The sequence below is a fragment of the Bradyrhizobium sp. FW305-F6 genome, assembly GCF_058782905.1.
Map to the genome: position 1 here is coordinate 448,787 of NZ_JBYSYD010000004.1, position 15,049 is coordinate 463,835.

Sequence of the window (15,049 nt, forward strand, 5' to 3'; positions counted from 1 at the left end):
GCCTTTCTTCACGCCAAGCTGATTCCACGAGCGGCGAAAACGCGCTAGGCAAGCGCCCATGTCGACCACCTCGATCCCCACCACCAAAGCGCGCACGAAGACCCGCCTGAGCTTTGACCGCGTCCGGGCCTTTCTGGTGGCCTGCGCGGTCCGTCCCGAGGCGCGGCTGTGGCTGGTGATCCAGTTTGCGATCCTGCATGCGGTGCTCTGGACCTTCATCCTGATCAATCTCAAGGCGGCGCAGGACGTTCACATGGACGTCGCAGAAGCGTGGGGCTGGGGCCAGAAATTCCTCTGGGGCTACGGCAAGCACCCGCCGCTGTCGGGCTGGGTGGCCGGCCTCTGGTTCAGCGCGTTCCCGGCGGCGGATTGGGCGACCTATGCGCTGGCGATGACGACCGTCGGCGTCGGCATGGTGATCTGCTGGCTGATCGCCTTGCGCGTGGTGGATGCGCGGCGCGCGTTCCTGGTCGTGGTGATGATCGCGCTCTACCCGATCTTCAATTTCAAGGGCTTCAAGTACAACCCGGACCTGCTCCAGCTCGTCACGCTGCCGCTGCTGGTGCTCGCTTATCTCCACGCGTTCGAGAAGCGGAGCTGGCGGTCCGGCATCCTGCTCGGGCTTGCCGGCGCCCTGGCGCTGATGACCAAATACTGGGTGCTGACCATGATCGGCGCCATCGGCCTAGCCGCGCTGCTCCACCCCGAGCGGTTGCGGTTCCTTGCATCGCCGGCGCCGTGGCTGGCGATCGTGACGATGGGGCTCGCGATGATCCCGCACATCGTCTGGCTGGCGGACGCGCATTTCGTGCCGTTGACCTATGCCGGCGATACCTACAGCCTCGCCGACAGCGCCCAGGTGCATCAACTCGTCGCCGGCTATGTGCTGCATAATCTCGGGCTGCTCGCCTTGCCTGTGGCGCTCGCGGCGCTCGCGATGGCGCTGGTGCCGCCTTGGGGCAAGCTGCTGCTGCGCGCGCCCACGCGCATCGTCACGCGTGCCTGGGCGCGCGGCGGCAATGCCGGCGTCAATCTCTCGCAGGCGCTGAACGTCTGGATCATCCAGGTCATCGTCGCGGTCGGCCCGCCGCTCGGCGCGTTGGTGTTCAGCATCTACATGAAGACCGATTGGGGCATCTCGCTGTTCTTTCTGGTCCCGCTCGCGCTGGTCGCGATCCCGGCGCTGCGCGTGCAGGCGGCGGTGCTGTTCAACATCGCCGCGATCTGGCTGTTGCTCAGCGCGGCGACGCTCGCCGCCTCGCCCTGGATCGCCGCGCGCGAGATGGCGGCCAATGCCGGAAACACCGCGACCTATGGCGCGCGCTCGGAGCTGGCGCGCAAACTGACCCAGGATTGGCACATGCGCTTTGCCTCGCGGTGGGCGGTGGTTGCCGGCACCATGGAGTCGATCCAGCCGATGGTGTTCTACAGCCCGGACCACCCGTCCGCATTGCTGCCGCTCGAGGCCTGGGATTCCGGTCTGACCTCGCTCGAGGACGCCAGGAGGTACGGCTTCATCGGCGTGTTCGATCCGACCGATGAGCGGCTGCCAAAGTTCGAGAAATGGGTATCGGAAGTCGCGCCCAATGCCGAGCGCATGGTGCTGAGCACGCGCCGCTTCACCAACGGCAAGGCCGGTCCCACGATGAGCTGGAACGTCTACATCTCGCCGCCGGCGAAGTGAGGGTTATTGTCGTTCCGGGGCGCGCGTAGCGCGAACTATGCTGCGCATCGCCCTGGAATGACGATGGGCCTAAACCCCTTCCTCGTTGAACTTGCTCTCCACGAGTTCCGTGATCGCCGCGAGCGCGGCTTCCGCTTCGGCACCGGCCGCCGCCACCGTGATCGTCGTCCCGGGTCCGGCCGCCAGCATCATCAGGCCCATGATCGAGGTGCCGCCGACGGTCTCGCCGCCGCGCGTCACCCACACCTGCGCATCGAAGCGCTCGACGGCCTGGACGAATTTTGCGGAGGCGCGGGCGTGCAGGCCGCGCTTGTTGATGATCAGGAGATCCCTGGAGATCGCGCCGTCGGGCACGCCGGTCCCGGCTTGTGGCGCCTCCTCGCTCATTTGCCGGCGAGAACGCGGCTGGCGATGGTGACGTATTTGCGGCCGGCTTCCTGGGCCATCGCGATGGCGTCGGGCAGCGGCCGCTCCTCGCGCACCTTGGCGAGCTTCACAAGCATGGGCAGGTTGATGCCCGCGAGCACTTCGACCTTGGGCCGGCTCATGCAGGATATCGCGAGGTTCGACGGCGTGCCGCCGAACATGTCGGTGAGGATCGCAACGCCGTCCCCGGAATCGACGCGGTTCACCGCCTCGATGATGTCGCTTCGGCAGAGATCGGAATCATCTTCGGCGCCGATCGTGATCGCTTCGATTTGCTTTTGTGGACCCATGACATGCTCAAGCGCTGCCTTGAATTCGTCGGCAAGGCGCCCGTGGGTCACAAGTACTAGACCAATCATCGGAAAACTCCTCGCGGGCGCTTTTGGTGCACCGCACGAACGCGCCACTTTGACCATCCAGAGCCCCCGCGCAAGAGGGGATGTTGCGCATCTCCCTGAATCTAGACGGATGGATAAGGGGAGCTGCGCCGGTCTATTCGCTGGCGATAGTGGGGTTCATATGGTTACCATTTCCCTTCAAACAATCGCCTCAAGGGTTAACCGAAGATGAACTCTTGGTAGTGGTCAAGGCCGCGACAACCAGCGGGAGGGGCGAATAGTCGCGGGCGACAGGGATTCTCGGTATCTCGACACCTAAAATGCTGGTTTTCAGGGCTTCGGCCGGCGGCAGGCGTTCCGCGTCGTTGGCGTCCAGATCGACCACGAGACCGACGGTCGCATGCTCCACGAAGTCGCAGTTGCGGATTCCGAGGCCCCGGATCTCGATCAGGCCGACCAGGCGCGGCGCGGGCCGGACCTCAATTTCATGGCCGAGTGTCGCCAGATGGACACGGTCATCCCCGACCAGGACCGCGCTTTCCACGACGCCCGCGCGTCCCGCCATGATCAAATCAAAGGCAAGGCGCGACTTGCCGGAGCCGGAGGGACCGCGGATCAGCACGGCACGGGCCCCGACCTGGACGGCGGAAGCGTGAACGCTGGGGCCGCCTTCCTTCAAGCTTCCTTCGTTCGAACCGCCTTCGTTCAAACCGCCCTGGCTCATAGCGCCGGCAGCCTCACCACGAAGCGCGCGCCCGAGACGGTCGGGACGCCCTCTTCATCCGGCGGCCCCGGACGGTTCTCCGCCCAGATTCGTCCGCCATGGGCGTCGACGATCTGCTTGGAGATCGACAGGCCGAGGCCGGAGTTCTGGCCAAAACCCTGATGCGGACGGTCGGTGTAGAAGCGCTCGAAGATGCGCTCCAGCGCGTCGTCGCGGATGCCGGGGCCGTCGTCGTCGACCACGATCTCGATCTCGCCGCGCACGCGGCGGCAAGTGAGTCGCACCTTGCTGCCGCGCTCGGAGAAGGACTGCGCGTTGGAGAGCAGGTTGGAGACGACCTGCCCGAGCCGCGAATCGTGGCCGCTGACGGCGAAGGCGTCGGTCGGGCCGCGGCCCTCGAAGCGTGTCTCGACCGCGACGTCGTGGCCGAGCTTGGTCTCGTTGGCGGCCGACGTCAGCGTCGTCAGCAGGCGGCGCAGATCGACCGGGATCGCGTCCTGGCGCTGCAACTCGGCATCGAGCCGGCTGGCGTCGGAGATGTCGGAGATCAGCCGGTCGAGCCGCTTGACGTCGTGCTCGATCACCTCGAGCAGGCGCGCGCGGCTGGTCTCGTTGCGGGCCAGCGGCAGCGTCTCGACCGCCGAGCGCAGCGAGGTCAGCGGGTTCTTCAATTCATGGGCGACGTCGGCGGCGAACATCTCGATCGCCTCGATGCGGCTGTAAAGCGCGCTGGTCATGTCGCGCAGCGCGCCGGAGAGGTGGCCGATCTCGTCGCGCCGGCGGGTGAAATCGGGGATCTCGATGCGGGCCTTGATGCGGCGGCGGACGCGCTCGGCGCTGTCGGCGAGCCGGCGCACGGGACCTGCGATCGTGCTCGCAAGCAGGAGCGACAGCATGATCATCACGGCGGCGGCGACGCCGCCGACCTTCAGGATGGCGAGGCGCTCGGCCGTGACCATCTGGTCGATGTCGTCGCCCTGCGTCGAGAGCATCAAGGCGCCGTGGATGGCTCGCGAGCGCAGCACGGGGACCGCGACCGACACGATCACCTCGCCCCGCGCATTGACCCGTACCATCGAGCGCTTCTGCCCCTGAAGCGCATTGCTCACCTCCGCATAGCCGTTGCCGTTCTCCGGGCCGAGTTCGCGATAGAGCGGCAGGTCGCCGCGGTTCAGCCAGGTGCGCACCGCGACTTTGCCCCGCTCGATGATGCCGGGCTTGTCGGCCGGCGGCGGCAGGTCGAAGCGCAGCACGTTTTCGAGGTTGCGGCTGTCGAGCAGCAGGCTGCCATTCGGATCGTAGATGCGGGCGCGCGTCTTGGTTGGCGAGATCAGCGTGCGCAGCACCGGGGCGACGCGTTCCGGATTGATCGGAAAGTCCAGCGGCGAATATTCGTCGGGGCCGCCATAGGTCTCGCCCGGTTTGAGGTCGAGCAGCCGGTCGGGGTCGATGGTGATGGCGTTGGTCTGCACCGTCGCAGAGGCCGCGATCGCGCCGGCGATGATCTCGGCCTGCACCAAGAGGCTCTGCGCCCGCGCGTCGATCAGGCCGGCGCGGAATTGCGACAGGTACAGGATGCTCGCCACCAGCGCGACGAGGCCGGCAAGGTTCAGAGAGACGATGCGCCGGGTCAGGCTGGAGAAGGACAGCGCGAAGAAGAACTGCCCGGCGCGCTTCAGCCAGTTCAGCGGCCGGAAGCCTGACGGCTTGGCTTCGGCAAAATGCTCCTGAACGCCGTCGGATGGGAAATCCCCGGCGCTCTGGTTCGGATCAGGCTGCGTTCGGTCAAGCAATGCTTACGCCCGCGTTAGGACGGCTCGTTCAAAAGGTCCCCGCATCCTAGAATCATCCCGGCCGCGATGGAATCAGAACCGGGGATGCTCTCAGTCGCTCGCGACGGCGCCAGCCGCCTCAGGCTTCCTTGAAACGGTAGCCGACGCCGTAGAGCGTCTCGATCATCTCGAACTCGTTGTCGACCACCTTGAACTTCTTGCGCAGCCGCTTGATGTGGCTGTCGATGGTGCGGTCGTCGACATAGACCTGGTCGTCATAGGCGGCGTCCATCAGCGCGTTGCGGCTCTTCACCACGCCGGGCCGGGTCGCGAGCGCCTGCAGGATCAGGAATTCGGTGACGGTCAGCGTCACCGGCTCGTTCTTCCAGGTGCAGGTATGCCGTTCCGGATCCATGCGCAGAAGGCCGCGGTCGAGCGCCTTGGCATCGTTCTCCTTCGGCGCGACGGTCGGGTCCTTCGGCGCCGAGCGGCGCAGCACCGCCTTGACGCGCTCGACCAGAAGTCGCTGCGAGAACGGTTTGCGGATGAAATCGTCAGCGCCCATCTTGAGGCCGAACAATTCGTCGATCTCTTCGTCCTTGGAGGTCAGGAAGATCACCGGCAGGTCGGATTTCTGCCTGAGGCGGCGCAGCGTCTCCATGCCGTCCATGCGCGGCATCTTGATGTCGAGGATGGCAAGATCTGGCTGGGTGGTGCGGAAACCGTCAAGCGCGGAGGCGCCGTCGGTGTAGGTCATGATGCGGTAGCCTTCGGCTTCCAGGGCGATCGAGACGGATGTGAGAATGTTGCGGTCGTCGTCGACCAAAGCGATTGTGGGCATGAGCCTCTGCTTTCTGCTTTCCGTTTGGGTCGTGGCTTGAAACGGCGAGCAATCCAGTGATGCGCCGCATACATGGGTGCCGAATTGGCGTTCGAACCTTGTCACCGAGCAATGCAAGCTGGGCTGAAGTGTGACCAAGTTCCACGAAACACGGCAGATTCGCCGCATCTCGACCCATAACCGGGCCCCCGTTTACCCGAAAAAAGGCCCTCCATGCAACCACCTGACCCGAGAAAGCCGATGCAGCCGACTCCCGATTTCGATCCCGCAAAGCTCGCCAGATCGCTGTTGAGACGGTCCCGGCAGGGGGCGCTGGCAACGCTCATGGCCGGCAGCGGCGACCCCTACTGTTCCCTGGTCAATCTGGCCAGCCACCCCGACGGCGCGCCTATCCTGCTGATCTCTGGCCTTGCCGTACATACCAGGAACATCCTTGCCGATAGCCGGGTCTCGCTGATGCTGGACGAGCGGGCGGTGGGCGATCCGCTCGAAGGGGCGCGGATCATGCTGTCCGGCCGGGCGGAACAGGCCGAGGCTGAAAAGGACCTGCTCAAGCGACGCTATCTGAATGCGCATCCCTCTGCAGAAGGGTTTGTTTCCTTTAAGGATTTCTCCTTTTTCCGAATCCGGCCGACGGGAACCCATCTGGTCGCCGGCTTTGGCCGAATCGTCGACCTCAAGCCAGAGCAATTCCTGACGGACCTCACTGGCGCCGAAGACCTGCTGGCGGCGGAGGCGAGCGCCGTCGAGCACATGAACGCGGACCATCGTGACGCGCTGAATCTCTATGCAACGAAGCTGCTCGGCGCCGCCGCGGGCGACTGGCGCTGCACCGGCTGTGACCCTGAGGGCCTCGACATGCAGGACGGCCAGGCCGCGCTGCGGCTGGACTTCCCGGAGCGGGTGACCGACGGCACATCGCTGCGCAAGATGCTGGTGCGCCTTGCTGGCGAAGCACGCAGCAAGGTGGACGAGAGCGCAACGCCTTGAACGCCGCGCCCCATCGTTGCGACCCAAGACGACAAGGTTTTGAGGCTCGCAGCGAGAGGGTTCATGACGCGTCATCGTTTGGCATTGGCTGCGGGTCTGGTGCTCGTGATCACTGCGTCGTTTGCCGCGCCAGGGCTTGCCCAGAAGAGCGATCTGTCGGCGCAGAGCGCGCGCATCAATGCGCTTCGGACAGCCGGCAAATATTCGGAGGCGCTGCCGCTGGCGCAGGCCATGGTGGCCTCGCTCGAGAAGACCAGCAACAGCCGCGACCTCGCCGCCGCACTCAACAATCTCGCGCAGATCAACGCCGACCAAGGACGCGATGATCAAGCCGAGCCACTCTACACGCGCGCCATCGCGCTGATGGAGAAGGGCACCGGCCAGGGCAGCGTCGAGATCGCGCCGCTCCTGAATAATCTCGCCGCGCTCTATCAACGGCAGAGCCGCTTCACCGAGGCCGAGCCACTGTTCAAACGCGCGCTGGCCGTTCGCGAACAGGCGCTATCGCGCGAGCATCCCGACGTCGGCCAGTCCCTCAACAATCTCGCCACCTACTACGTGAAGCAGCAGCGTCACGCCGAGGCCGAACCGCTGTTCCGGCGGGCGCTGTCGATCTACCAGAAGGCCGCCGGGCCCGAGCATCCCGCGGTTGCCACCGTGCTGAACAACATCGGCCAGGTCGACCGCGACCTCAACCGCGATGCCGAAGCCGAAGCCCCGATCAAGCGCTCACTCGCGATCCGCGAGAAGGTGCTGGGACCCGATCATCCCGACGTGGCGCGCTCGCTCAACAATCTCGCCGGGCTCTATCAGCACCAGCAGCGTCACGCCGAGGCCGAGCCGCTTTACCGCCGCGCACTGTCGATCCGCGAGCGTGCGTTCGGGCTTGATCACCCCGATGTCGCGACCTCGACGAGCAATCTTGCCGATTTCCTGCAGGCAACGGGGCGAACGGCGGACGCCTTGCCGCTCGCGCAGAAGACGCTTGCGGCCAATCGTGCGCAGCTGCGCGTTGTGCTGCCGATCCTGTTCGCGGCACGCCAGCAATCCCTGCTCGCGGGCGAGAAGGCGCTCGATGACGCGCTCGGTGCGATCCAGCGCGGCACGCAATCTTCCGCGGCTTCTGCCGTCAACAAGCTCGCGGTGCGGCTTGCCGCCGGCAGCGATCGGCTCGCCGAGCTGGTGCGCCGCGACCAGGATCTCGCGGCCGAGGCCGAAGCGCTCGACAAGGCGATCGTTTCCGCGGTGTCGAAGCCCTCGGCGCAGCGCGACGCTGCGGGCGAGCAGCGCAACCGCGCGCGGATCGCAGCTGTCGCGAACGAGCGCACGGGGCTGCAGAAGACGCTTGCCATCGAATTTCCCGATTACGCCTCGCTCTCCAACCCGCTGCCGCTGACAGTGAAGGACATCCAGCCGCTGCTGTCGGCCGACGAGGCGATGGTGATCTATTCCGTCGTCGACAAGCGGAGTTATGTCGTTGCGATCACGCGCGAGGGCGTCGATTGGAGAGAGATCCCCTTCGGCGCGGATGCGCTGGCGCAGAAGGTGGCTGCATTCCGCAGGGGGCTCGATGTCGGCAAGGCGCACGATGCCTCCGGCAAGGCGGGATTGTTCGACCTCGGGCTCGCCAACGAGCTCTATGTCGCGCTGCTCGGCCCGGTCGAGGCTCTGACCAGGGACAAGCACAATCTGCTGGTCGTGCCGTCGGCGGCGCTGACCGCATTGCCGTTCCATCTGCTGGTCACGGAGAAGCCGCAGGCGGCGATCCCGGACCGGCTCGAGGGCTATCGCGAGGCGGCCTGGCTGTTGAAACGTCAGGCCGTTTCGGTGCTGCCGTCGGTGATCAGCCTGAAATCGCTGCGCGCCTTTGCCCGCAGGGATCAAACCGTCAAGCCGATGACCGGTTTCGGCGATCCCGTGTTCAACCCTGCGGCCGAAGGACCTGCCGATCGGCGTGCCGCGAGCGGCAAGGTCGCCGCGCGCAGCATTGCGACGATCGCCTATGCAGATTTCTGGCGCGGCGCCGGCGTGGATCGGGCGCGCCTTGCGCAGGCGCTGCCGCAACTGCCCGACACCGCGGACGAGCTGACCGCGGTGGCCAGGGACGTCGGCGCCGCTGCGGCCGATATTCATCTCGGCCGTGATGCCAGCGAGACGACGTTGAAGCGTGCAGCGCTTGCTCAATACGGCATCATCTACTTTGCCACCCACGGCCTCGTGGCCGGCGATGTCAAGGGATTGGGCGAGCCCTCGCTCGCGCTCTCCATTCCGGATCGGCCGTCGGAGCTCGACGACGGTCTTCTGACCGCGAGCGAAGTGGCCCAGCTCAAGCTCAACGCCGATTGGGTGGTGCTGTCCGCCTGCAATACGATCGCGGGTGACAAGCCTGGCGCCGAGGCCCTGTCGGGATTGGCGCGCTCGTTCTTCTATGCAGGCGCCCGTGCGCTCCTGGTGTCGCATTGGGCCGTGGATTCGGAAGCCGCCACCCGGTTGACCACGTCGACGTTCGAGCTGCTCAAGAACGAACCAAAGCTGGGCCGAGCCGAAGCCTTGCGGCGCGCGATGTTAACCTATCTCGACGACGCCTCGTCGTCGCGCAACGCCTATCCTGCAATGTGGGGGCCGTTCGCCCTGATCGGCGAGGGTGAGGTAAGATAGGCGGATTGTGCGCTGCAACAACTAGATGTAACGCACGAAGGTGCTGTTGGTTGCGCGATCATTCGCACTTTTTCGATGCGCCCGCTCAGAGCTGACATGCGCGACCTTTGGCGCGGTCCTTGAATAAACCAAATCCTGCGGGATCAGCTTGGCAACGCCAGCGTTCACCAGTATTAGGTCATTCAGCCGAGGCCGAATGGCCCAATTATCACGGTGACCGCGATGGCGCCAAACTTGGCCGCGCTTGGTGTCGCGGGTTCTAGGAGGATTTTTTCGTGCAAGAGACGGGCGTGCGCAACGGTGCCTTCGGCGCCGACAAATTCGGCTTAAAGAATCTCAAGCAGGTTCATTGGAACCTCGGTGCGCCGCAACTCTATCAATACTCGCTCGCAGCCGGCGAGGCGGTGCTGTCCGCCGATGGTGCGCTGTGCGCCGACACCGGCGAGTTCACCGGGCGCAGCCCGAAGGACAAGTTCACGGTGCGCGATGCCACCACCGACAAGAAGATGTGGTGGGCCGGCAACCAGTCGATCACCGCAGAGCAGTTCGAGACGCTCTACCAGGACTTCCTCAAGCACGCCGAAGGCAAGAAGCTGTTCGCGCAGGACCTCTACGGCGGCGCCGACCCGGCCTACCGGATCAAGACGCGCGTCTTCACCGAGCTCGCCTGGCACTCGCTGTTCATCCGCACGCTGCTGATCCGCCCCGAGGCGATCGAGCTGTCGACCTTCGTGCCGGAGCTCACCATCATCGACATGCCGAGCTTCCGCGCCGATCCCAAACGCCACGGCGTGCGCTCGGAGAACGTCGTCGCGATCGATTTCGCCCGCAAGATCGTCCTGATCGGCGGGTCTTATTATGCCGGCGAGATGAAGAAGTCGGTCTTCACGACGCTGAACTACTACCTGCCGGAACGCGGCGTGATGCCGATGCACTGCTCGGCCAATGTCGGCGCCAAGGGCGACACCGCGATCTTCTTCGGCCTGTCGGGCACCGGCAAGACCACGTTGTCGGCCGATCCCAACCGCACGCTGATCGGCGACGACGAGCACGGCTGGGGCCCGAACGGCGTCTTCAATTTCGAGGGCGGCTGCTATGCCAAGTGCATCAAGCTGTCGAAGGAGGCGGAGCCCGAGATCTTCGCGGCATCGACCCGCTTCGGCGCGGTGCTCGAGAACTGCGTGCTCGACGAGGACACGCGGGTCGTCGACTTCGACGACGGCTCCAAGACCGAGAACACGCGCTCGGCCTATCCGCTCGACTTCATCCCGAACGCCTCGCGCACCGGCCGCGCGCCGCAGCCCAAGAACGTGGTGATGCTCGCCGCCGACGCCTTCGGCGTGCTGCCGCCGATCGCAAAGCTCTCGCCAGCGCAGGCGATGTATCACTTCCTGTCCGGCTACACCGCCAAGGTCGCCGGAACCGAGCGCGGCCTCGGCAACGAGCCGCAGCCGGAATTCTCGACCTGCTTCGGCTCGCCCTTCCTGCCGCTCGACCCCTCCGTTTACGGCAACATGCTGCGCGACCTCATCGCTCAGCACAACGTCGATTGCTGGCTGGTCAACACCGGCTGGACCGGCGGCAAGTATGGCGTCGGCTCGCGCATGCCGATCAAGGTGACGCGCGCCCTGCTCACCGCCGCGCTCGACGGTTCGCTCCGCAACGTCGAATTCCGCACCGATAAATATTTCGGCTTCGCGGTCCCGACTGCGCTGCCGGGCGTGCCCCACGAGATCCTCAACCCGGTCAACACCTGGAAGGACAAGGACGAGTTCGACAAGACCGCCCGCGCGCTGGTCGGCATGTTCCAGAAGAACTTCGCCAAGTTCGAGGCCCAGGTCGACGCCGAAGTGCGCGCCGCCGCGCCGGACGTGAAGCTCGCGGCGGAGTGATTCAGAGCCGCTTTGAAATGTAAAAGGGCGGCCGCGAGGCCGCCTTTTTCTTTCCTTCTCCACTAGTGGGAGAGGGAAGAGCGCCTACGCCTTGAAATACGCGATCTGCGTCGTGGTCGCGAGCAGCCGGCCGTTCGGCGACCACAACTCGGCGTTCTGATCGGCGTAGCTCTTGTGCATGATCTTCGAATCGGCCGTCGCGAGCACCCGCGTGATGTCTTCCGCCGCGAGCTCCTCGGCGTCGGTGTGGAAATAGGTCGTCAGCGACACCGTGCCGAACGGCACCAGCTCGCGCCGCGCGTGGAAGATGCGGCCGAAGAAGGCATCCGACATCGACATCAGCGACAGCATGTCGAGCTTGCGCGGCTCGCGATCGCTGATCCAGAGCTTTGAGTATGTGCTGTCGAGTGCGGCTTGCGGCGGGCCGATCCGCATCTCGCCCTCGACGAAGCGGAATTCATACTGGTTGGCCCAGGAAGCCTTGATCTTCGGAAACGGCAGCGTTGCCTCGAACGGTTTCGCATCGGGATATCGGGCCACCCGGTGCTCCCAGGACGGGCGCCGCTCGGCGAACACCGCGGTGGCGAGGGTTGCGACTTCGCCGCCGCCCTGGCTGAGCTCGACGCTCCAGTGCTGGCTCGAGCGGTTGGCCTTGACGAGGCGAACGTCGAGATCGAACGGCCCCTTGGCGATCGGCGCGCAGTAATTGACGGTGAGGGCGAGCGGATCGCCGACGGCTTGCGGATGCTCGATCAGCGCGCGCAGAATGGTCGCGGCGGTGGCGCCGCCGAACGGGCCGACAAAGGCCCAGTAATCGTCGCTGGTGTGCCCCTGCCAGCTGCTGTCACCCGCAGTGATGCGCGTGGCCTCGTCGAAGGGGTGCAGGAGCTTGGCGTGCATTTGTGTTCCCGTCTGTCATTCCGGGGCGATGCGCAGCATCGAACCCGGAATCTCGAGATTCCGGGTTCGGCTCTGCGAGCCGCCCCGGAATGACGGTCGTCATATCACAGCCATCGCTTGCTTGTGCAATTACGTATCAGGTAACGCCGCTTCCATGTCACGGAAAATCAGCCCGCGGCGTCGCGCAAATTCGGCAGCGACGGCGTGGTCGGGTTCACCGGCACGTTCCAGATCTCTTCGGCATATTCGCGGATGGTGCGGTCCGAAGAGAACCACGCCATGCGCGCGACGTTGAGGATCGAGGCGCGCGTCCAGGCCGGCGTCACCTGCCAGCGCGCGTCGACCGCGCGCTGTGCCTCGTAATAGGAATCGAAATCGGCGCTGACCATGTAATGGTCGAGATAGCGCAGCGCATGCGCGATGGATTCGAAGCGGCCGGGATCGCCGGGCGAGAACTCACCGCCACCGATCGCGTTGATGGCGCGCTGCAGCTTCGGCGAATTGCGGATCACGTCGGAGGCGTCCAGCCCCTGCTTGCGCCGGATCATCACGTCGCCGGCCTCCATGCCGAAGATCGCGATGTTCTCGGGGCCGACATGGTCGCGGATCTCGATATTGGCGCCGTCGAGCGTGCCGATGGTGATGGCCCCGTTGAGCGCCAGCTTCATGTTGCCGGTGCCGGAGGCTTCCATGCCGGCGGTCGAGATCTGCTCGGAGAGATCGGCCGCGGGAATGATCACCTCGGCGAGGCTGACATTGTAGTCGGGCAGGAACACCACCTTGAGCTTGCCGCCGATCGCGGGATCGTTGTTGACGACTTCCGCGACGTCGTTGATCAGCTTGATGATCAGCTTGGCGTAGCGGTAGCTCGCCGCCGCCTTGCCGGCGAAGATCTTCACCCGCGGCACCCAATTGCCGTTGGGGTCGTCCTTGATCGCCTGGTACAGCGCGACCGTCTCGATGATGTTGAGCAGCTGGCGCTTGTATTCGTGGATCCGCTTGATCTGCACGTCGAACAGCGCGGCGGGGTCGACCTTGATGCCGAGCCGCTCGCCGATCAGGCGCGCCAGCGCCGTTTTGTTGTGGAGCTTGACGCTGCGGAACCTCTTCTGGAATTCGACGTCGCTGGCGCGGGCCTCGATCAGCGAGAGCTGGGTCGGATCGTCGAGCACGGCGTCGCCGCAGCTCTCGCGCAACAGATCGGTCAGCTTCGGGTTCGCCAGCATCAGCCAGCGTCGGAAGGTGATGCCGTTGGTCTTGTTGGTGATGCGGCCGGGGTAGAGATGGTTGAGATCGTGGAATACGGTCTCGCGCATCAGGTCAGAATGCATCGCCGAGACGCCGTTGATGCGGTGCGAGCCGACGAAGGCGAGCTGGCCCATGCGCACGCGGCGGCCGCTCTTCTCGTCGATCAGCGAGACCGAGGCACGGAAGTCGATGTCGCCGGGGCAGCGCGCCTCCGCGAGCGCCAGATGCTGCACGTTGATGCGGTAGATGATCTCGAGGTGCCGCGGCAGCAGCCGCTCGAACAGTTCGACCGGCCAGGTCTCCAGCGCCTCGGGCAGCAGCGTATGGTTGGTGTAGGAGAGGGTGGCGACCGTGATCTTCCAGGCCTCGTCCCAGCGGAAATTGTGCAAATCGACCAGGATCCGCATCAGCTCGGTCACGGCAAGGCTCGGATGGGTGTCGTTGAGCTGCACAGCGACCTTGCTCGACAGGCTGCGCAGCTGGCCGTCGGAGGCCAGATGCCGCTTCACCAGATCCTGCAGCGAGGCCGAGACAAAGAAATATTCCTGGCGCAGGCGCAGCTCGCGGCCCGCCGGGCTCTCGTCGTTGGGATAGAGAAACTTGCAGATCGCTTCGGCGCGCGACTGCTCGGCGCTGGCGCTGACGTAGTCGCCCCTGTTGAAGGCGTCCAGCTTGAGCGGATCGGGCGAACGCGCCGACCACAGCCGCAGCGCGTTGACGTGCTCGCCGCGCCAGCCGACGATCGGCGTGTCATAGGCGATCGCCTGCACGGTTTCGCCGGGATGCCAGATCGCGCGGTCGCGGCCCTTGTCGTCGACATGCTCGACGCCGCCGCCGAAATTGACGTCGTAGATCACTTCGGGCCGCTGCAATTCCCAGGGGTTGCCGAAGCTCAGCCATTCGTCGGGATATTCCTGCTGCCAGCCCTGATTGATGATCTGGCGGAAGAGGCCGTAATCGTAACGGATGCCGTAGCCGATCGCGGGGATCGACAGCGTTGCCATGCTCTCCATGAAGCATGCCGCGAGCCGGCCGAGGCCGCCATTGCCGAGCGCGGCGTCCGGCTCGCATTTGCGCAGCTCCGGCAGCGAGACGCCGAGATCGCCGAGCGCGACCTCGAAGATCTTGAGCAGGCCCATGTTGTTGAGCGCGTCGCTGAACAGACGGCCGATCAGGAATTCGAGCGAGAGATAGTAGACCCGCTTGCGGCCAGCGTCGTAGCTGTGCTTCTCGGCCGTGAGCCAGCGATGCACGATGCGGTCGCGCAGCGCCAGCGCCGCGGCCTGGTACCAGTCGTGCTTGGTCGCCATGCCCGCGTCCTTGCCGATGGCAAGGCGCAGCTTCGCCAGGATTGCGCCTTTGATCTCGGCTAGCGCGAGTTCGTCGATCGGCTGCCCCGGGGCCGGAAAACTGGGCTGGAACGATGAATCCTGCAAAGCCGTCACTTCCTAGGTCGAAAGAACTCTTACCAATCTACGCGTCGTGCCCTTGCACCGGAACTGTCGCCCGTGCCGTGCATGCGCTGGCGCTTATTTATGCAAGGAACGGGCCGAGTTGGGAACCCGGGCGAGCACGG

General features: G+C 65.2%; 11 protein-coding genes. 4 read left to right on the plus strand and 7 right to left on the minus strand.

Annotated features, from left to right (window positions below):
- Positions 1–58: 58 nt before the first annotated feature.
- Positions 59–1,684, plus strand: a complete 1,626-nt coding sequence (locus AC3WLX_RS26610; RefSeq protein WP_492338180.1) for a glycosyltransferase family 39 protein — start codon at positions 59–61, stop codon at positions 1,682–1,684.
- A 69-nt stretch (positions 1,685–1,753) separates the two neighbouring features.
- Here the strand turns inward: AC3WLX_RS26610 and AC3WLX_RS26615 are convergent, their stop codons facing one another.
- The 5 genes from AC3WLX_RS26615 to AC3WLX_RS26635 form a co-directional block, all read right to left on the minus strand.
- Positions 1,754–2,071: an HPr family phosphocarrier protein gene (locus AC3WLX_RS26615; protein ID WP_291625122.1), complete on the minus strand. Its 318-nt coding sequence runs from the start codon at positions 2,069–2,071 to the stop codon at positions 1,754–1,756.
- Entirely contained in the window at positions 2,068–2,469 is a 402-nt protein-coding gene (locus AC3WLX_RS26620) for a PTS sugar transporter subunit IIA (RefSeq protein ID WP_007597752.1), read from the minus strand. The genes AC3WLX_RS26615 and AC3WLX_RS26620 overlap by 4 nt, the downstream gene beginning before the upstream one ends.
- 190 nt (positions 2,470–2,659) lie before the next feature.
- Positions 2,660–3,127: an HPr kinase/phosphorylase gene (locus AC3WLX_RS26625; protein ID WP_492338413.1), complete on the minus strand. Its 468-nt coding sequence runs from the start codon at positions 3,125–3,127 to the stop codon at positions 2,660–2,662.
- 41 nt (positions 3,128–3,168) lie between these two features.
- The gene (locus tag AC3WLX_RS26630) at positions 3,169–4,965 is read right to left on the minus strand and encodes a sensor histidine kinase (protein WP_291625166.1); all 1,797 of its coding nucleotides are present in this window, start codon (positions 4,963–4,965) and stop codon (positions 3,169–3,171) included.
- Between the two features lie 118 nt (positions 4,966–5,083).
- Entirely contained in the window at positions 5,084–5,785 is a 702-nt protein-coding gene (locus AC3WLX_RS26635) for a response regulator transcription factor (RefSeq protein WP_008542552.1), read from the minus strand.
- Positions 5,786–6,025: 240 nt separating this feature from the next.
- On the opposite strand from AC3WLX_RS26635, the gene AC3WLX_RS26640 reads away from it, so the two are divergent.
- The 3 genes from AC3WLX_RS26640 to AC3WLX_RS26650 all read left to right on the plus strand — a co-directional run bounded on the left by AC3WLX_RS26640 (position 6,026) and on the right by AC3WLX_RS26650 (position 11,325).
- Positions 6,026–6,775: a HugZ family pyridoxamine 5'-phosphate oxidase gene (locus AC3WLX_RS26640; protein WP_492338181.1), complete on the plus strand. Its 750-nt coding sequence runs from the start codon at positions 6,026–6,028 to the stop codon at positions 6,773–6,775.
- A gap of 63 nt (positions 6,776–6,838) precedes the next feature.
- Positions 6,839–9,433, plus strand: a complete 2,595-nt coding sequence (locus AC3WLX_RS26645; protein WP_492338182.1) for a CHAT domain-containing tetratricopeptide repeat protein — start codon at positions 6,839–6,841, stop codon at positions 9,431–9,433.
- A gap of 275 nt (positions 9,434–9,708) precedes the next feature.
- Positions 9,709–11,325: a phosphoenolpyruvate carboxykinase gene (locus AC3WLX_RS26650; protein WP_492338183.1), complete on the plus strand. Its 1,617-nt coding sequence runs from the start codon at positions 9,709–9,711 to the stop codon at positions 11,323–11,325.
- Positions 11,326–11,409: 84 nt separating this feature from the next.
- On the opposite strand, the gene AC3WLX_RS26655 is transcribed toward AC3WLX_RS26650, so the two are convergent.
- A complete protein-coding gene (locus AC3WLX_RS26655) occupies positions 11,410–12,225 on the minus strand; it encodes an acyl-CoA thioesterase (protein WP_492338184.1) in 816 nt (271 codons plus the stop codon).
- Positions 12,226–12,392: 167 nt separating this feature from the next.
- The gene (locus AC3WLX_RS26660; protein WP_291626553.1) at positions 12,393–14,909 is read right to left on the minus strand and encodes a glycogen/starch/alpha-glucan phosphorylase; all 2,517 of its coding nucleotides are present in this window, start codon (positions 14,907–14,909) and stop codon (positions 12,393–12,395) included.
- Positions 14,910–15,049 lie beyond the last annotated feature (140 nt).